Origin of the sequence: Streptococcus sp. UBA4344, assembly GCF_002393675.1 — a bacterium.
In the GTDB taxonomy this organism is placed as follows: Bacteria; Bacillota; Bacilli; order Lactobacillales; family Streptococcaceae; genus Streptococcus; species Streptococcus vicugnae.
The window spans coordinates 108,373-128,305 of sequence record NZ_DGTE01000041.1 but is presented as its reverse complement, the minus strand read 5'-3'; the positions used below and the strand labels follow the sequence as shown (position 1 = coordinate 128,305).

Here is a 19,933-nt window from a genome sequence, read left to right as displayed (position 1 = left end):
TCTGATAATCTTCATTCTCAGAAAGGATTCTCTTATTGCCTGCTTTACCATTAGCAAGAAGTAAGAGAGTGTCATTAGTTGATGTATCACCATCAACTGTAATTTGGTTAAATGTCGTTTCAACATTTTGGTTGAGGGCTAGTTGCAATGTTTCACTTGAAATATTAGCATCACAAGTGATGAAAGCTAGCATGGTTGCCATGTTAGGGTGAATCATACCAGAACCTTTTGCCACACCTGCCATGGTTACTTCGTCACGTCCAAAGCTTTCTGTGACCGCAACAGTTTTAACCATGGTATCTGTTGTTAGGATAGCTTTTGAAAAATCATCTGAATTTCCATTAACAACAAGTTTTGAAAGACCAGTTTTAAGTGTATCCATTGGTAACAAATCACCAATAACACCAGTAGATGCCACACCGACCAAATCAGGTTCAACACCAAGCTTTTCAGCTGTCCATTTTTGCATAGTGTAAGCATCTTCCATCCCTTGGACACCAGTACAAGAATTAGCAACACCTGAGTTAACAACGATAGCTTTCATTTTCTTAGCTTTTTTAACAGACTGGCGTGTCACAATCAATGGCGCTGCGATAACTTTATTAGTAGTATAAACACCAGCTACACTTGCTGGAACTTCTGAAACAATCCAACCAAAATCCAATTTTCTTTTCTTAAACCCAGCATGTAATCCATCTGCTGAAAATCCAAGTGGGCTTGCAACATTACCTTCAATAACTTTCATTTTCTATACCTGAAACACTTAAAGCAAACTCATTCTTTCAAAAATACTTTAAGCGACCTTCCCTTTCTATAAATAATTCGGTGAAATCAATAAACCTTCTGTTTCATCCCAACCATTCATGAGGTTAAGATTTTGTACAGCTTGACCAGCAGCACCTTTAATCAAATTATCAATAACAGATACTACTGTCAGTACATTAGTCACTTCATTGTAAAGAAAACCAATGTCTGTAAAGTTCGAACCAATCACATTGTGCAATTCTGGCAAATCATCTTGCACACGAACAAATGGCGTATCCTTGTAAGAATCCTCGTAAATCGCAAAAAGATTAGCATTTGTCAGTGGTTTTTTTAATTTAAGATAAACCGTAGACATGATACCTCGGTTAACTGGCAATAATGATGTTGAAAACTGGATGTGATTAACCTTGTCATCAAAAAGTTTCAACTCTTGCACAATTTCAGGGATGTGCTGGTGACGATTCAATTTATATGTCACATAGTTATCATGAACATTAACAAAGTGACTTGATTCAGAAAGAGCTTTACCAGCACCTGTCAAACCACTTTTAGCATCAACGATGATTGAATCTTCTTCAACCACACCCGCTTTTAGCAAAGGAATCAAAGCTAATTCTGTTGCTGTCGCGTAACACCCTGGGTTTGAAATAAATTTCTTATCCTTAACATCTGTGAATTCAGCTAAAGAATATGTAAATTTATTCAGATCCTCATCACTTGCTGGTGTTTTTTTATACCATTTTTCATAAAGGTAAGCTGGCAAGCGATGGTCTCCCGATAAATCAATGACTGGAAAATCAGCCTCAACAAATGGTTGTGCTAGTTTACTAGCCACACCACTTGGAGTGGCAAAGAAGACTAAATCTGATTTTGCCATGATTTTTTGAGCATCAAATTCTTCGATGGCCAAGTCACACACACCAACTAAGTAAGGGTATAACTCTGATAATCGTCGACCGATTTCCTTAGTTGCATGAATCGAAGCAATCGTAACTTTTTTATGATTATTCAATAATTTAACTAATTCTAGACCACTGTATCCAGTGATACCAACAATCGACACTCTCATAATATACACTCCTTGAATAAATATGTATACAATTTTATAGTATATTTATTCATAAGTCAAGTGTTTTTTGCATAAAATATTAAAAAAGCACGAATTTTCATTCGTACTTTCATTATTTTTCAAATAATTTCAGCTCGCTAATTCGTTCGACAGCTTCAATGAGACGTTCTGGTTCAACCAATAAACCTATTCTGACATAACTATCTCCTGCTTGTCCGAAACCTTTTCCTGGTGCGACCGCTACATGAGCTTCATTTAACAGTAAATCTGCGAAACTTTCACTATCATAACCTTTTGGCACAGGCATCCAAGCATAAAATGATCCTTTTGAGTCAAAGGCACGCCATCCAATTCTCTCTGCTGCCTGAACAAAAGCATGACGACGTTCATCATATTTGTGGTTTAGCTCAGCGATGGCTGACTTCGCTTTTTTATCTAGTAAGGCTACAGCACCAGCGTCTTGGATTGCCGGAAAAATACTAACAAAGAGGTGATCTTGTAGGAGATTAAGAGCTTCAATCATCTCAGTATTTCCTGCAGCAAATGCCAAACGCCAACCTGCCATGTTAAAAGTTTTCGAAAATGTGTAAAGTTCAATACCAACTTCTTTTGCCCCAGATGTTGATAAAAAGCTTGGATTTTGGTAACCGTCTGCTCCCAAAGCCCCGTATGCAAAGTCGCTAACAACACCGACCTTGTATTTTTTCGCCCAAGCAACTAATTCCTCGTAGAATTCTGCTGTCGCCACAGCTCCCGTTGGGTTATTAGGGTAATTAACATAGATAAATTTAGCACGTTTGGCCACTTCTTTTGGAATAGCTGACAAGTCTGGCAAGAAGTTATTTTCAGCTTTCAAAGGGAAGGTTTCATATTCGATTTTCCCTAATGCGACACTAGAAAGATAATCTGGGTAACCTGGGTCTGGCAACAATAGCAAGTCTCCTGGATTCATCATTGCTAAAGGAAACTCAACCAAACCAATCTTTGCACCACCAAGAACACAAATTTCCTTTTCACTGTCAAGAATTACCTGATAATTTTCCTTATAAAATTGACTAGCTGCTTCTTTAAAATTTGTATTCCCACGAAATTGCGAATATTTATGAGAAGCTGGATTTTTAGCCGCTTCAATCAAAGCCTCTACAATATAATCGTAAGTTGGCTGATCTGGATTTCCCTGACCAAGATTAATAACGTCATAACCTTCAGCCACCTTAGCATTGACTTTTGCAACAAGACTAGCAAAAAACTGTTCTGGTAATTCTTGTAAAATATTTGATTGTGAAAACACCCTAATGCCCCCTTAATGATACAAATCTGGTTTGCGGTCTTCAAAAACTGGAATGTGACCTCGAATTTTTTCAACTTCTGTCAAATCAAGGTCAGCCGTAAAAATGCCTTCTTGATTGTCTGGCGCCTGCAAAATCACCTTCCCTAAAGGATCAATCACCAAAGAATGCCCTGAAAAATGATCAGCAAGACCGTCACCCACACGATTGACCGCAACAACAAAAGCTTGATTTTCAACCGCACGCGCACGCAGTAAAATCTCCCACTGTTCTACACGTGCTTCTGGCCACTCAGCAACGACAAATAAAAGTTTAGCTCCACTTGCCATCAAGGTTCTCACCCACTCTGGAAAACGAATATCATAACAAATGACACTAGCAGCTTTGACACCATCTAAGTCAAAAGTACTCTCTTTACTACCTGATTGTAAATACTCATCTTCTGACATTAAGCCAAACAAATGTACCTTATTATATTCAGTCAGTATCTTTCCATCTCGATTAAAAACGTAAGTCGTATTAAAAAAGCCTGTTTCTTTCTTTGTTGCAACAGACCCTGCTACCAGATTTACACGATGCTGTTTAGCAAAGGCAGCTAATACAGCTTTTGTTTCTTGTCCATCCTCATCAGCAACACTTGATAATTGGTCCAATGCGTAGCCTGTATTCCACATTTCCGGCAAAACAATCACATCTGGCTCATCAAGCAGAGCTTTTTCCAATAATGCCAAGACATTTTGGATATTCTGCTTTGCCTTGGCCTCCTGAATAGACATCTGAATTAGTGAAACTTTCATGATTTCCTCGATTCTATCTGCTATGAAAATTTTCTGAAATCTTAGTGACTATTATAACAGTCTGCTAAGCCCCCGTAAAATAGTTATTTTAAATGGACTTGATAGTTAAAAACTATAACCAAAAAAGCCCACCACCAGGTGAGCTTTCGGGATATTTTATGCTAAAAAACATTGTTCTGCTTGAACTAAAATTGAATTTGGTTTATTATACGATGCCAAAACTTCTTGAAATACTAACTTACTTTCACTTATACCTTGTCCTCTTTCCAGATAAAGACATGATAAATAACGCAGACGCTTTTGGCTAATCTTATCTAATTTATCCAGATTAACTTTAGCAAATAAATCTCTAGACATCCTTTTGTACATTAAGGATTCTAAAGTTACTAGTAAGCAATAGTAATAATTTCGGTTAAACTGATTACTTGGCTCCATCTCAGTCAATCTTTGGTAAAGATTTCTAACCTGCGCTACTTCTCCTTGTAATAACCACGCATAAATCAGATACAATAAAAATGTATTGATTATATAATCAGGAACGTTTTGACTCTCTAGAGTGCTACAAACTTTTGAAACTTCATCAAAAGTCTCATCACTATATTCTTGCAATAATTTCCTAGATACGTTTTGATATAAAAGAAATAAATTATCTCGCACTAACAACTTATAACTTTTAAAACCATCATTACACAGACCAAAAAAATTCAGAGGAAGTGCAGTTATTAAAAAGAGTAAAAAACTACAATAGCCAAAGACTGTTAGTATATCTAGTTTCAAAAATAAAACCAAAGAACCAATCAAACTAAATAATGGACCACCAACTAATAATTTTAGAATGGCTCTTTCTGGATAATTTGTAACCTTGTAGCGATAAATACCACCATAATACATCCAGTTATCATTAAATTTCAAACGAAATCCATTTTCAAAATCAAATTTGATAAAGCCAATTATCAAATAAGAAGGTTTAATTCCATTTAAGTAGCCAACTATCAGATGCCCTAATTCATGAAAAACATTCGCAACCATGATACTAAAGTAGCTAACCATCACATCTTTTCGTGCAGTTGGTAATAGTAATAATAAAAAAGATAATCCTGAAATCGTTAGAAAAAATGGCGAATATAGTTTTCTCATATCGTAAATCTCCAGCTCCCAAATTTCTAAAAATATACCAACATTTTACCATATCATCATTAACCAAAAAAGCCCACCTCCAGGTGAGCTTCTTTTGTTTATTTTCTTTCTCGCAATGCTTTAATCAAACTATTTAGTAGGCTACATTCTGCAAAAAGAATGACGATAAGTACCCAGTTTACCTTTCCTTGGATGCTATTGACAATAAGCACTCCAGCAAGGATTATGATTGTTACACTGATTAAGGCAATGGCGAGTTTTAGAAAGATATTTTTTGATGTCATCTTAAAGATTTTCTGCTACTGCTGCAAGAAGGTCAGCGATTTTAGCAGCATCTGAACCACCGGCCATAGCCATGTCTGGTTTACCACCACCACGACCTGATACGATTGGTGCCAAAGCTTTAATCAAGTTACCAGCATGAACATCTTTTGATTTGCTTGCTACAAGAACATTGACTTTTTCGCCAATAGCTGCAGCCAATACAAGAACATCAGAATAATCTTTTTGTTTCCAGTTATCAGCAAATGTACGAAGGGCACCTGCATCAGAAACAGTTACTTGGCTAGCGATAAAGCGAAGACCATTTGCTTCTTTAACATCTTTGAAGACATCACCAGCTTGTGCTGCGGCTGCTTTTTCTTTCAATTCAGCGTTTTCTTTTTGCAATTTTTGCAATTGTTCTTGCAAGCTAACAACTTTCTTAGTAACTTCTTTCAATTGAGGCACTTTAAGTGTTTCAGCAATTGCTTTAAGGTCTTCTTCTTCTTGACGGTATGCTTCAAAGGCTTCTTTACCAGTTACAGCAAGGATACGACGAGTTCCTGAACCGATACCTTCTTCTTTAACAATCTTGAAGATTCCGATTTCTGCTGTATTTGAAACGTGTGTACCACCACAAAGTTCAATTGAGTAATCACCAATTGTTACAACACGTACGTTTTTACCATATTTTTCACCGAATAAGGCCATAGCACCCATTGATTTAGCAGTGTCAATGTCAGTTTCGACAGTGATAACAGGAATAGCGTTCCAAATTTGTTGGTTAACTTCTTCTTCGATTTGACGCAATTCATCAGCAGTAACAGCTTCAAAGTGAGTGAAGTCAAAGCGCAAGAAACCTTCTTCGTTAAGAGAACCAGCTTGAGTAGCGTGTTCACCGATAACGTGATGAAGAGCTGCATGAAGCAAGTGAGTTGCAGTGTGGTTTTTAATAACACTGTGACGACGTTTAGCGTCAATTTCAAGTGTGTATGTTGTACCAACTGACAAGCTTGCAAGTACTTCAACTGTGTGAAGAGCTTGACCATTTGGTGCTTTTTGAACATCAATCACACGAGCAACGATGTCGCCTTTATCATTTTTGATAACACCGTGGTCAGCTACTTGACCACCCATTTCAGCGTAGAATGGTGTTTTAGCGAAAACAAGCAAAGCTTGACCTTCTGAAACAGCTTCAGTACGTTCGTTATCAGCGATAATAACTGACAATGTAGATTCAAGAACTTCTTCTTCATAGCTAAAGACTGATTCTTCAGTGATGCTTGACAATGTTTCGTTTTGCATACCCATTGAACCACCTTTAACAACACTTGCACGAGCGCGTTCTTGTTGTTCTTTCATAGCAGCTTCAAAGCCAGCGTGGTCAATCTTGAATCCTTTATCTTCAGCCAATTCTTCAGTCAATTCAACTGGGAATCCGTATGTATCATACAATTTGAAGATGTCTTTACCTTCAACAGTGTCTTTACCAGCTGCTTTCAAATCAGCCAACAATTGGTCAAGCATGTTTGAACCAGCATCGATTGTACGAGCAAATGTTTCTTCTTCGCGGCGTACGATTTTTTCGATAAATTCGCGTTTTTCAAGAACTTCTGGGTAATATGATTCCATGATTTTACCAACAGTTGGAACCAATTTATACAAGAATGTTTCGTTGATGCCAAGGCGACGACCATGCATAACGGCACGACGAAGCAAACGACGAAGCACGTAACCACGTCCTTCATTACCTGGAAGAGCACCATCACCGATAGCAAATGAAAGTGAGCGAATGTGGTCAGCGATAACTTTAAAGCTCATGTTGTCGCCATCTGGATCATAAGTTTTACCAGATAATTTTTCAATTTCACGAATGATTGGCATGAAGAGGTCAGTTTCAAAGTTTGTTTTAGCCCCTTGCATAACCGCAACCAAACGTTCCAAACCAGCACCCGTATCAATGTTTTTGTGTGGTAATTCTTTGTATTCTGAACGCGGAACAGCTGGATCAGCGTTAAATTGTGACAACACGATGTTCCAAATTTCGATATAACGGTCGTTTTCAATGTCTTCAGCAAGAAGTTTGATACCAACGTGGTCTGGGTCAAAGTCTTCTCCACGGTCAAAGAAGATTTCAGTATCTGGTCCTGAAGGTCCAGCACCAATTTCCCAGAAGTTATCTTCGATTGGAATCAAGTGGCTTGGTTCAACACCAAGTGAAATCCAACGGTTGTAAGTATCTTTATCATCTGGGTAATAAGTCATGTAAAGTTTATCTTTAGGGAAGTCAAACCATTCTGGGCTTGTCAACAATTCGAATCCCCAAGTAATAGCTTCATCACGGAAGTAATCACCAACTGAGAAGTTACCCAACATTTCAAACATTGTGTGGTGACGAGCTGTTTTACCAACGTTTTCAATATCGTTTGTACGGATAGCTTTTTGAGCATTTGTGATACGTGGGTTTTCTGGAATTACTGAACCATCAAAATATTTTTTAAGCGTTGCAACACCTGAGTTAATCCACAACAAAGTTGGGTCATTTACAGGGACCAAGTTTGCAGAAGGTTCAACAGAGTGACCTTTTGATTTCCAGAAGTCTAACCACATTTGGCGCACTTGCGCACTAGTCAATTGTTTCATTACATCTTTCCTTTTCTTTTTACTAAGCGATTTTAACGCTTGCCATAGATTGACATCATCTTCTTTAATGCTACTTAAACAAGGGTAAAAAAACGACAAGTCCATCTTACAGAGGGTGACATTCGCCACGGTACCACCTCTTTTCAATGAACTTGTCATTCTTCATTTATTGTTAAATTGTTTTTCTGACATTCTTTGTTAGTGACCTTGTCACCAAAATTCAAAAACTAGAAATCATGAGTAGCACATTTTTAACTTCATCCATGGCTCGCAGCAACCGCCACTTTTCTGAATCTGAATTTTTAAAAACGATTCTCAATCCTTTTAATTGTACTGTATTTTAAGCGACTGGTCAAGTAACTTATTCAGCTGAATCTGTAGAACTTGATTCTTCTGTTGAAGATGCTTCTGTTGAGCTTGATGAACTTGCTGCAGAAGAACTTGATGAAGCTTTTGAAGATGAAGAAGATGATGAGCTTGTAGCATATTGTGAAAGGATGCTTGCAAAGCTACGATCTTTAATTTTCACATTAGCTTTATCAAGTGCTTTACCGATAACTTGGTTTTGGAAGCTTGTATCATTTTGGTATTTAGCCATAATGATTTTCTTCAAACGTTTTTTATAAGTTTTCCAATCAGCATTTTTTTCTGTTTTCTTAGTTGTTTTAACGATGTAGTAAGTGTATGAATATGTTGATGAGTTCATCACTTTGATTACATCTGATACTGAACCTTCGTCTTGTTTGAATGCTGCATTCATAACATCTGTTGGAAGTTTTGTATCTGCAGAATCAAATGTGTATTCAGTTTTCTTAGCTGTTGTGTTATCTTTAGCAATTTTATCGAAATCAGCACCTTCTGCTGTCGCTTGATCATGAACTGAGTTAGCTTTGTCTTCATCAGTCAATGCAATAACTGTAGCTGTTGTATCAGGATTGTAATCTTTGTAAGCTTCTTTGTAGTTTTTAGTTGTCAATTTATCTTTGGCAGCTTCTTTAACAGCATATTCTACAAGCATTGATGTACGGATTTGTTGTTTGTAAGTGTCAGTTGTCAAACCAGCTGCTTGAAGAGCGCTTGAGAATGATGAACCATATGATGAAGCTGTTGTGTTATAAGCTTTAGTGACATCTTTATCAGAAACTTTATTACCATATTGGTCTTCAAAGACACGTGACAAAATCAAATTCAACATTGTTTGTTGAGATGATGATGTACTTTTAGCTGCGCTGTAGAAATCAGAAACTGTAATTGTGTTACCTTTCATAGTAACAAGAGCTTTAGTTTCAGAGTTGCTGTTTGTCGCAAGGTAAGTAACGCCTGCACCAATAAGTGCTGATGCTACGGCAATAGAAACACCTTTAAAGGCCTTGCTTTGGATCATTTTTGTAAATCCAGATTTTTCTTTTTTTGCCATTGATATTAAACTCCTTAATTTGTCTTTAACTCTATTAGTATACCATATTAACTTAAATGTTGCTTAATTTTAAAGTGTGACATCCTCGGCATTTTTACGAATCATTAGCAATCCGTCACTAAGTGGTAAAAGACTTGCCGTCAAGTTTGGATTGTCAAGAGTTGAGTCAAAAAGTCGTTGAAGTCCACGGTAAATGGTACGTTGTCCACGTCGTACTTCCTCGATTGGTTTAACAATATCACCACCTTGAAAAACATCATCAAAGATAACAACACCACCAACTTTTAAGTGTTTTAACACTTCTGGTAAAAAGACAATATATTTTGATTTTGCTGAATCCATGAAAACAAAGTCATACTCTCCCTCAAGGGTTGAGAGGGTATCAACTGCATCTCCTTCAACCAAAGTGATTTGCTTACGTGTATCGTACTTAGCAAAGTTTTCCTTAGCAAAAGCAATCATTTCTGGATTACGGTCCAGAGTTGTGATTTTAGCTTCCGGTGCATTTTCTGCCATCAAAAGAGCTGAAAATCCGATTGCAGTTCCAATTTCCAAGATATTCTTAGGCTGCAAAGTTTGCAATAAGAAACGGAAATAAGCTACCACTTCGTGTTGAATAATCGGAATATTTTCTTGGTGTGCAAAAGCTTCCAATTCAGCTAAAAAGCCTTCATTTTGCTTTTGACGTGTTCGCATATAACGCACGACTCCCTCTTTAACAACAGGACGTCGCATATTGTGATTTGCTGTTTTTGAATATGATTTAACCATAACTCTTATTATATAGCAAAATAAAGCCGATGTGAATAGGCAGCATTTTATTTTACTGCTTAAGAAGGGTAACAATATCTGACAAATCAGCAATCTTTTGATTCATTTTTGATGATGGTTGTCCAAGATTAATGGACTTAATACCAGCATTCTTTGCAGCTTCAACATCAATGCGACGGTCACCAACGTAATAAGTATCAGCCTTATCAAGATGGTATTTTTCAAGCAGGTAATCAATAGCTTCTGACTCAGGTTTACGTGCAAAGCCGTTGGCTGATGTCACTACTTCTGTGAAATACTGACGCACACCAAGTCTCTCTAAAACATCATTAGCCGTAATTCCTTTATGAGTGTATACAAAATGGCTAACGCCAGCCTGCTTAGTTTGCTTTAAGACCTCTGCCAAATGTTGCATTGGTTTTATCATGTGGTCACGCGCTTCCTGCTCTTTTTTAAAGAAGGCTGATAACTCCGCAAAATCTAATTCTTGCTCTTTCGCCACTTGAAAAAGCAAAGCTTTTACGGATTCTTTAATGATAAAATCCATGACCCATTCTTCATCAAAAACCAAATCATAATGCGCATAAGTGACTTTCAAAGCCTCTCCAATCGCTTCATATGAATCCACTAAAGTTCCGTCAAAATCCCAAATCAAAGTTGTCACTTCTGTCTCCTCATTTCAATATTAATCTAAATTCTCCAAGTCCAAGGTAATCCAATAACGCGCTAGACGATGCCCGTCTTCTAGGTCAATAATATTTTCCAAAATACCACCAGCTTTTTCAATGGTTCTACGACTGGCAATATTGTCCTCACGCGCTGTGATAAGCACAGGATTGATGCCACGTTTGGCATATTGCTCAAGAGCAAAGCTGAGAAGCCTGGTCATGATACCTTGTCGTCTAAATTCTGGTAAGGTTTGATAGCCGATATGTCCACCAATCGTCGCAAGATTACCCTTTTCCAGCTGCCATCGACAAGATATACGCGCAGCAATTTTTCCATTCACAAAGGCATAATAGGTAGTCATCGTTGAATAATCAGGATTAGTAGCTTGTGTTTCTTGCGCTCTGCTATTTTCCACAAAGGTTTTAAAATCACCAATCTCACGTGTCGTGATAAAGGGGTTATCGTCATTTTCCAAAGCTGTTTGATAAGCTCGGTAAGCCGCTTCATCATTAACATCTAGTTTCCTAATTTTCATACTAGCACCTCCAAAATTTTTTCCATTATAACATAAAAAACGAGGCTGGAATATCCAACCTCATAAAGCATTTTAAAGGTGTGCTCCTTTTTCGACCAAAGCTTCCAATTCATTTAAACGTTCTTCAAAAATTTTGAAGGCTGCATCCAAATAATCACTACTTGTCATATCCACACCTGCTTTTGCAATGACGTTTAGCGGATAGTCAGAATTTCCTGCTTTAAGATAATCAAGATAACGATCAATATCAGCTTGAGTGCCATGAACCACTTTATCAGCTAAATAGCTTGCTGCTGCAAAGCCTGTAGCGTACTGGTAAACATAGTAATTATAGTAGAAATGCGGGATACGTGCCCATTCATATTGGATTTCTGGGTTATCTTCTTTGCTAAGTCCGTAATATTTCTCATTCAACTCTTCGTAAAGATTATTAAGATATTCGCTTGTCAATACTTCACCAGCTTGATCTGCTTTATGAATCATATCTTCAAACTCTGCGAATTGTGCTTGACGGAAGATTGTTCCTTTGAAACCATCCAAGAAATGATTCAAAATCGCAAAGCGAGCTTTATCATCGTCAACTTCTTTCAAAAGCGTTTCCGTTAAAATATTTTCATTGGTTGTTGAAGCAATCTCAGCTAAGAAAATACTGTAATCACCGTACACATATGGTTGGTTTTCACGTGTAAATGTTGAATGAAGGCTGTGACCTGTTTCATGTACCAAAGTAAACAGGTTATCAAGTGTATCTTGCCAATTTAACAACATAAAAGCATTAGTATCGTAAGCCCCACCTGAATAAGCTCCAGAGCGTTTTCCTTTATTGACATGAACGTCAATCCAACGTTCTGTAAAAGCACGGTGAACACGATCAGAATAATCTTTACCAAAAACAGCTAATACTTCTTCTGCTTTTTTCAATGCTTCTTCATAAGTGAAACTCATATCCATTTCAGATAACGGTGTGTGGATATCATACATTTTCAAATCATCTAATTTAAGAATTTTCTTACGAAGCTCAACATAACGATGAAGCAATGGCAAATGCGCATTTACACGGTCAAGCAAAGTATCATAAACTGATTCAGGAATGAAATTAGCTGAAAGAGCTGCTTCTCGAGCTGATTTGAAATGATGGACACGCGCATCATAATTGTGAACTTTAACATTTGTTTGCAAAGTTTTAGCGTAAGTGTGTTGGAATTGTTCATAAGTCGCATACATTGCCTCGTAAGCAGCTTTTCGAACATCACGATTTTTTGATTCCAAAAGACTGATGAAATTGCCATGCGTTAACTGAACTTCATTACCTTCATCATCTAAAACGACTGGGAAAACAATGTCCGCGTTATCTAAAATCTCAAAGGTTTCACCAGCAGCACCAAAGATTTCGTGTGCACCAGCTAAGAGCTCTTCTTCTTTTTGAGACAAGACATGCGCTTGACGTTTAAAAAGTTGTTCAAAGAAATGCGCATAAGCTGACAAAGCAGGGGTCTCAGATACAAAAGTAGCAAAATCTTCAGCTGATAATTGCATTAATTCTGGTTCGTAAAACGCGAATACCTCACTATATTTAGCATAAAGGGATGTCGCTTTTGCTTGGTATTCTTGGTATTTTGCCACTGTAGTATCTTGGTCGTTTTTCATTGACGCATAAACATAAACTTTTTCCAAACGACGTGACAAAGCAAGGTAATCTTCCGTAATTGATAGCAATTCTTGACTTGATTGTGTCAAGTGACCTTTGTATTTTTTAGCGTCTTCTAAAGCACTATCAAGCTCTGCTAATTCTGCTTCCCAATCTTCATCTGTCGCAAAGACTGTGCTCAAATCCCATTTATATTTTTCATCGATATGACTACGATTATCTGACATTATGTTCTCCTTTTCTTGGCATTATTAACCATTCTACCATAATAAGCAGGAGGATAAAGTTTTTGAACACTTTTTTCAACTTGATTTTGATAATAACGCCTAAACGTCTCATAAAAAAGTGACAAATCTTGTGAAATTTGGCAAAACCCGTCCTTCAGTTCTGGCGGTCTGACCTGCGGAAAATAAGCCGAGAGAGGCATGGTTAAAAGATTTTTTCCTTGCAAATAAGCCTCTTCCTGCCTTTTCAACCAAGAAACATTTCTAGCTAGCAATTGCCTCTGAATATAGCATAATAAAGCTTGATCTTGTTTGACTTCATACATTGAAAGCTTCTGCTTTTGATAAGGCAAGCGAAGAAATGCCATGACATTACCCGAAAAAGGACAAGTCTTTGTCAGGTAATGAAGATTTCCACGCCTATCCTCATAAATCAAATAACGTAATCTAATAAGACCTTGCTTAACATCAAGCTCCCACAAGTGAAATCCCATATTTTGTGAAAAATACAGAAAGTGTCGATGTAATGGCGTCAAGCGCCTTCCAAGCCACAGCTTTTCTCCCAAAAACCATAAAACCTTAAAACCTGCCTGATGATAGGCTGCTGTCCTTTGCTTAAGACGTTTTTCTGACAAACGTGAACACTGCACTTCCAAAACCAAATTGTCATTTACTAAAAGATCAGCCACTTGATGCAAAGCTGGTAAAACAGCTTCAACAGTTACTTTCTCAGTTTGCGAAAGAGACTGATAGAGCGCCGCTTTTAACCCAAGATGTTCGTCACTTTCATTTTCACTATAAAAATCACAATTCTCCAAAGACACATGAGCAAAATGCGGACGCATAATACTGCCATTTTTTAAGCGCACTGGCATATGGCAAGCTGGACAAGTAAAAGCCTGCTTTTTAGGAATACCATCTAAGAGTGAAATCAAGCGTCCATTTTCATCAAGAGCTGATAGCATAGTAAACCTCCTTACCTTTTTATTCGAAAAAAATCCTGAAAAATCATTGGCATTAATCCAAATAATCTTTCAAGATTTCTTTTTCTTCACTTGTTAATTCACGGTAGTGGCCAACTGGCAAATCTCCCAAATGAAACTGTCCAAAACTCAATCGTTTCAAGTAAGTAACCTTAACCCCGTAAGCCAAAAACATTTTCTTAACCTGATGAAATTTTCCTTCTGAGATACTAATATTAGCAGAGCTTTTTTCAAGACTTGTCTCAATTATCTCTAGCCTTGCTGGTTTACAAACTGTCCCATCATCAAAAGTCACCCCGTTTTCAAAAAATGCTGGCGCATCTTCAGCTAATAATCCATTAACTTCTACATAATAAGTTTTTGTGACATGATACTTTGGATGTAACATGCGAAAGCCTAGGGGACCATTATTAGTAATCAATAAAAATCCCTCAGTATCACGGTCTAAACGCCCAACAGGGTAGAGCTTAGGAACTCGGTCAGCCTCATCAATCAAATCAATGACCGTCTGATGTTCCTTATCAGAAACTGCAGAAACCACACCAGCTGGCTTATTCAGAATAAAATATTTTTCTTGTGAAAAGGTCACCTGTTTTCCTGACACCGTAACCTCTTGCAGGCTCGGCTCAACATTAAGATTGTCCGCCTCAGCTAATCGACCGTCCACATAAACCTGACGACTTCTGATTAATTTTTTAACTTGATTACGTGAACCAAAGCCAGCTTGACCTAATAATTTATCTAAACGCATGCTCCTATTTTACCATGTTCTGAAGCATTTTTTTAGTCTAATTCGCTCGCTGCTGCTTCATCAACAATCACCACAAGATTTGGATGATTTTGAAGAACACTAGCTGGCAACTCTTCACTAATCGGTCCATTAATCATTTGATTGATAGCGTCAGCTTTGTCCTTACCATAAGCCATTAAAACAACCATTTTAGATTGCATAATAGATTTAATTCCCATTGAGATAGCTTGTTTTGGAACATCATCCATGCTATCAAAGAAACGGCTATTAGCCTCAATCGTATCTTCAGCCAAATCGACGATATGAGTCGTCATATCAAATGGTGTGCCAGGTTCATTGAAACCAATATGACCATTTCGACCAATCCCCAAAATTTGAAAATCAATTGGGTGCTCAGCTATCACTTGATTGTAACGGCGAGCTTCTGCTTGCAAGTCAGTTGCTAAACCATTTGGTAAAAAACTTTTTTTGAAAGGTTTATATTGGAAAAGATTTTCCTTCATAAAATGATGATAACTTTGTGCGTTATCTGCTGCTAAGCCGACATATTCATCAAGATTAATGCTTGTCATTTCTGAAAAATCAAGGTCACTATTTGCAATTTCTTTATAGAAACTAAGAGGTGTGCTACCTGTTGCCAATCCTAATGTTTTAGCCCCCTCAGACATGGCATCTTTCAAGAGAGAGAATGCCACTTTTCCACCTTCAATTTGATCATTAACACTAATCACTTTCATAATATTCTCTCCATTTCGTTTTTTGGTATATACCGTTTATCTATTTTTATTATATGGTATATACCAATCTATGTCAAGGAAAATGTTTTGAGAAATAAAAAAAGAGTTTGAAACTTAAATTCCAAACCCTTTTTACAGTTAAAAATCCATAAAGTAGCCTAATTGCTCAGCTTTATAAATAGCTTCTTGCTTATTGTTCACTGACAATTTTTCATAGATATGACTCAAATGGTTAAATACTGTTCTACGACTTATGTAAAGCTTCTCCTCAATTTCTTTTATAGTATGTCCTTTTCGACTTAAATCTAAAATGACAACCTCTTGCTTGGTTAATTCTTCTAGATACTCTTTACATTGGTAAGACTCAAAATATTTCCTTCCAGAATAAATTATTTTCAAAACCCTCAAAAGTTTATCTGGCTCAATATTTTTGTCAATAAATCCATAGGTACCAATTTTTTTAGCTCGTTCCTCATAAACTGATTTTACATAACCTGTTAACATAGCAATCTTCATTTCAGGATTTTTCTGAATTAATTTTTCAGCTAAATCCAAGCCATTTTCCTTAGAAATATTTGTTAAATTAATATCAAGTAAAATAATATCATAATAGGCTGAATTAATGTCAAGATTATCAAAATTTGTCGTTAAAGTATCCAAAACATCAATTTCATCAAATTGTTCACACATCAATTGAATACTCTTTGCAAAAAGCTTATGATCATCAATCAATAAAATTTTCATAACATAATTTCCAATCTACTGGTAATAAAATTTTTACTACAAAGATGTTGTCACTAATCCGAACACTAATATTTCCTCCAAAAGCTGACAAGGTTTCTTCAATTGATTTAAACCCTCGTCCAAAAGTTATTGATTCTCTATGACATGAACATTCATTCCATTGCTTAATTACTATCGTATCTGATTGAATATCTAAAGATAAATCAATACTGTCATTTGTTGCATATTTAATTGCGTTATTAGTCAATTCTTTTAAAAATCGATATACCATAACATCATATGGAGGAAGCAAATTCAAGTCATCAGAGCAATTAAAAATGATTTGTCTACTGCTCTTACGTTTTTGCACTAACTCAGCTAAAAGCATCTGATAATTATCCTTTAAATTTTTCTCTGGCAATAATATAGGATGATAGGAATCAATTTCATTTCGAATACTAACAACTAAATCATTTAATTCCTCAACAACATATTGACTAGCAAGCTTTTGATTTTCCAAGGCTAGTAAATTTTTAACGGCTATAATATTTTGCAAAATATCATCATGAAGGTAATTCGAAAAATCCTGTCGAACACTTTCTTCTGTTTTCATAAAACGTGACAAACGCTGTCCATCGATTAGCATTACCCGCTCATTCATTTTAGATATATAATAAATCGACCATGATAGCACCATCAAAATGAATAATACATTGATACTTGTAACAACAAAAAATAAGAGAAAATCTGTGATAAAAAAGCGAATAACTATTATCCATACAATTATAAAAAATATCAGTGATACTTCAACTCTTGGTCGATAGTCACCCCAGCATCGCTTTATTTCCAAGCGAAGTTTATCATGAATCGTTCTAAAATAATAAATTACTCCCAATATAGAAGGAAATAAATACCAACCTAAATTAGTATAAATTGGACTAACACCATGTACATCTCCGTAAAACTCAGTACTTAATATGAACAGTAGAAGAATTGCAAAATAGAGGCATGATTTTTTTACTGGACTAATAACCTGCTTAAAATGTGAACGATAAACTACCAATAATAACAATGGGTAGAAATGTAATAAAACAAATATAAAGAAATATAACAAATTAAACAGAGAGGGATTAATAAAATAACATAATATAGTTACTAAAATACTACTAATAAGTACTGTATCAAATTTTCTTTTAAAATCTTTTTGATTATATAGTATCAAGTTAATAATTTCTACAGTATATCCATACATCAGCAACGGCTGAAAAAGAATTCCTACTATATTGAAAACATCATGATTTGATATTGTAAAATAGTATTGCCATATAGTCAAAGAAATAATAAAAATAATCTTTTTAAAAATACTATCTTTATCTTGACGTAAAACTGAAGCTAACCATACAAAAATACCATCAAGTAAAATCGTAATAATAGCAAATTTTTCAGAAAAGATTAATCCATCAATTCTTTCGTCATAAAACAACAATAACAAAGTGATTAATTGTTGAAAAAGTACAACAAAGACCCATAAGTATTTTTTACTCCCATTTTTATTCAGTTGTTCCATATCTCATTCCCACTAAAATATAATTTTCTTCATTGTATCATATTTTAAACTCTAACTATAGAACGTGCTGAACGATTTGTCAAAAAGAAAACAATGAAATAAAGTAATAAAAATACTAATAAACAAGTCACTATTGAAGCAAAAATAATTTGATTTGCTACTAGACTGTCTGTAAATAAATATTTGTAAAAAATAAGTAATAGTCCTCCGTTAAGAATACCTACTAAAACAGGCACAACAAACAATACTCCAATTTCACATTTAAGAATTTTGTCAATCATCTGTCCATTATATCCTAATTTACTTAGATAAGAATATTCATCTTTATTTTCCATAATCTCAACCAAACTTGTAAAGTACAAAATACTTCCTGTACAAATAACAAACAGTATTGATAAAAATGAAATAAAGATATAAGTTGAAATATTTCCCGTTTTAACTAGATATTCACGCTCATAGCTACTCTTAACATCATCTAGATTCTTAAATTTTTCATAAAAAGTTTTACTATGACGAATCTCATTCCCATTAAAAGTCCTAATTATCATTTCCTTACTTGGATAACTTTCTCTCAAATTATCATAAAATTTATCACTCACAACCAGAGTAGTCACACTAGTTGCAAAACTAAAAATATTATCAGTTGTTACTTTTTTTACAGTTACTTCACTACCATTTTCAAATTTAAATGTTTTTCCTAAACTTTTTTTAGTAGGATAATAGTTAATTAACAAAGGAGCTGATGTATCAGCCAATACTTTTTTTCCTTGAACTTTAGCAAGATGCTCATAATCACTATATTTTACCAAGTCAAAATATGGTATTGTTTGTCCACTATCTGTAATAGTTATTTCAGGATTGCTATTAAGTCTTAAAAGGTGAATATCTAATTGACTTACTTGATACTTACTAAGAATTTTATCAATGTTAACCGATTCATTTTCATCCTGTAAATTATATTCAATAACTGATGGGTTTAAACGGCTAATACCATTCACACTATAAGTAATAAGCATTACCATCATACCACTAATAACAATCGTCAATGTTAAAAGCCCACTTAAAATGATTAATAATTTACTTTTTGTTGCAATTCTAAAACTAAGTTTAGGATATACAACATTAGCTACCGGTTGATAGAGTTTTTTTCGATTTTTCTTTAAAAGGGATAGTATAAAAACTAGACCATAACGAATTGTAAAAATACTTCCTAGTGAAATAAGAATAATCACTAAAAATGAAATTGGCATAATCCCTATTTTCAACCAGATACGCTGTGTCACACTAAACATGCTTGTTAAACACAAACAATATGCAGCTCCTAAAGCCATAATTGCTAAAATTGAACGAATCCTTTTCACCTTAATTTGTTTTTCAGCTTTTTTAGAATAATTAACAAACTCAATCAAAGATTGACCTTTGATAATACTAATGTTAATCAAAAAATTAATAACAAAAATGATTAATACAATTCCAAAAGATTTTACAATCATCTCTGATGATATAAACCACTGATTTGATATTTCAATTCCTAAAACATTAATAATAAGAGATACTACCACTGAGTACAAAGTTGGCCCAACAATAAGACTAATAAGATAACTCACCGATAAAATAACAAGATTCTCCATAGTTAGTAGAGTAACTAACTTTTGTTTAGAAAATCCTAAAATAGCCATAGCTCCTAATTCATGACTTCTTCTTTTGATGAAAAAATTATTGAAATACATCAAAAAAATAGTTAAAAAAACAATCAAAAAAACAAGTGAAATATTCGCTATCGCTGAAGCCTGCCCGCTCTCTGCTATTTTTGCCAGAGTCATCTTATCAGAAGTAAACGTTAAAAATGCTGTAAATACACTTAAAAGTCCAATGGTAGCTAAAAAATAGACTCGATAAAGTGAAAAATTTTTTATAATATTTGCTTTCGTTATTGTCCAAATCATA

The 19,933-nt window shown here is 35.3% G+C and carries 17 protein-coding genes; all 17 read right to left on the bottom strand.

What is annotated here, in order from left to right; genetic code table 11:
* Positions 1-745, bottom strand: a 745-nt coding sequence (locus tag B4D49_RS08380; protein WP_286784097.1) for a bifunctional ornithine acetyltransferase/N-acetylglutamate synthase, incomplete at its 3' end; no start/stop codon positions are given.
* Positions 746-811: 66 nt separating this feature from the next.
* Positions 812-1,834 carry an N-acetyl-gamma-glutamyl-phosphate reductase gene (gene argC / locus B4D49_RS08375; RefSeq protein ID WP_286784096.1) on the bottom strand — a complete coding sequence of 341 codons (1,023 nt, stop codon included), beginning with the start codon at positions 1,832-1,834 and terminating at the stop codon, positions 812-814.
* Between the two features lie 112 nt (positions 1,835-1,946).
* Positions 1,947-3,125 (bottom strand): pyridoxal phosphate-dependent aminotransferase, encoded by a 1,179-nt coding sequence (locus B4D49_RS08370; protein ID WP_286784095.1) that lies wholly within the window; start codon positions 3,123-3,125, stop codon positions 1,947-1,949.
* Between the two features lie 12 nt (positions 3,126-3,137).
* Positions 3,138-3,920 carry a carbon-nitrogen family hydrolase gene (locus B4D49_RS08365; RefSeq protein ID WP_286784094.1) on the bottom strand — a complete coding sequence of 261 codons (783 nt, stop codon included), beginning with the start codon at positions 3,918-3,920 and terminating at the stop codon, positions 3,138-3,140.
* A 156-nt stretch (positions 3,921-4,076) separates the two neighbouring features.
* A complete protein-coding gene (locus tag B4D49_RS08360) occupies positions 4,077-5,057 on the bottom strand; it encodes a site-2 protease family protein (protein WP_286784093.1) in 981 nt (326 codons plus the stop codon).
* Positions 5,058-5,342: 285 nt separating this feature from the next.
* The gene (alaS, locus tag B4D49_RS08355) at positions 5,343-7,961 is read right to left on the bottom strand and encodes an alanine--tRNA ligase (protein WP_132869105.1); all 2,619 of its coding nucleotides are present in this window, start codon (positions 7,959-7,961) and stop codon (positions 5,343-5,345) included.
* A gap of 361 nt (positions 7,962-8,322) precedes the next feature.
* Positions 8,323-9,378 (bottom strand): peptidyl-prolyl cis-trans isomerase, encoded by a 1,056-nt coding sequence (locus B4D49_RS08350; protein ID WP_286784092.1) that lies wholly within the window; start codon positions 9,376-9,378, stop codon positions 8,323-8,325.
* A gap of 69 nt (positions 9,379-9,447) precedes the next feature.
* Positions 9,448-10,149: an O-methyltransferase gene (locus tag B4D49_RS08345; RefSeq protein WP_074481929.1), complete on the bottom strand. Its 702-nt coding sequence runs from the start codon at positions 10,147-10,149 to the stop codon at positions 9,448-9,450.
* Between the two features lie 52 nt (positions 10,150-10,201).
* Entirely contained in the window at positions 10,202-10,813 is a 612-nt protein-coding gene (locus tag B4D49_RS08340) for an HAD-IA family hydrolase (protein WP_286784091.1), read from the bottom strand.
* 21 nt (positions 10,814-10,834) lie between these two features.
* Positions 10,835-11,353 carry a GNAT family N-acetyltransferase gene (locus tag B4D49_RS08335; protein ID WP_199544366.1) on the bottom strand — a complete coding sequence of 173 codons (519 nt, stop codon included), beginning with the start codon at positions 11,351-11,353 and terminating at the stop codon, positions 10,835-10,837.
* 72 nt (positions 11,354-11,425) lie between these two features.
* Positions 11,426-13,228 carry an oligoendopeptidase F gene (gene pepF / locus B4D49_RS08330; protein ID WP_199544368.1) on the bottom strand — a complete coding sequence of 601 codons (1,803 nt, stop codon included), beginning with the start codon at positions 13,226-13,228 and terminating at the stop codon, positions 11,426-11,428.
* Positions 13,228-14,190 carry a competence protein CoiA gene (locus B4D49_RS08325; RefSeq protein ID WP_286784090.1) on the bottom strand — a complete coding sequence of 321 codons (963 nt, stop codon included), beginning with the start codon at positions 14,188-14,190 and terminating at the stop codon, positions 13,228-13,230. Before B4D49_RS08325 ends, pepF begins: the two co-directional genes overlap by 1 nt.
* A 52-nt stretch (positions 14,191-14,242) precedes the next feature.
* Complete coding sequence (locus B4D49_RS08320) at positions 14,243-14,959, bottom strand: pseudouridine synthase (RefSeq protein WP_286784089.1); 717 nt, start codon at positions 14,957-14,959, stop codon at positions 14,243-14,245.
* 32 nt (positions 14,960-14,991) lie between these two features.
* On the bottom strand, positions 14,992-15,696 hold the full coding sequence (gene nagB / locus B4D49_RS08315) for a glucosamine-6-phosphate deaminase (protein WP_132869113.1): 705 nt from the start codon (positions 15,694-15,696) through the stop codon (positions 14,992-14,994).
* Positions 15,697-15,834: 138 nt separating this feature from the next.
* On the bottom strand, positions 15,835-16,440 hold the full coding sequence (locus tag B4D49_RS08310; RefSeq protein WP_286784088.1) for a response regulator: 606 nt from the start codon (positions 16,438-16,440) through the stop codon (positions 15,835-15,837).
* Positions 16,421-17,986: a sensor histidine kinase gene (locus tag B4D49_RS08305; RefSeq protein ID WP_286784087.1), complete on the bottom strand. Its 1,566-nt coding sequence runs from the start codon at positions 17,984-17,986 to the stop codon at positions 16,421-16,423. The genes B4D49_RS08310 and B4D49_RS08305 overlap by 20 nt, the downstream gene beginning before the upstream one ends.
* A gap of 44 nt (positions 17,987-18,030) precedes the next feature.
* Positions 18,031-19,932 carry an FtsX-like permease family protein gene (locus B4D49_RS08300; protein WP_286784086.1) on the bottom strand — a complete coding sequence of 634 codons (1,902 nt, stop codon included), beginning with the start codon at positions 19,930-19,932 and terminating at the stop codon, positions 18,031-18,033.
* Position 19,933 lies beyond the last annotated feature (1 nt).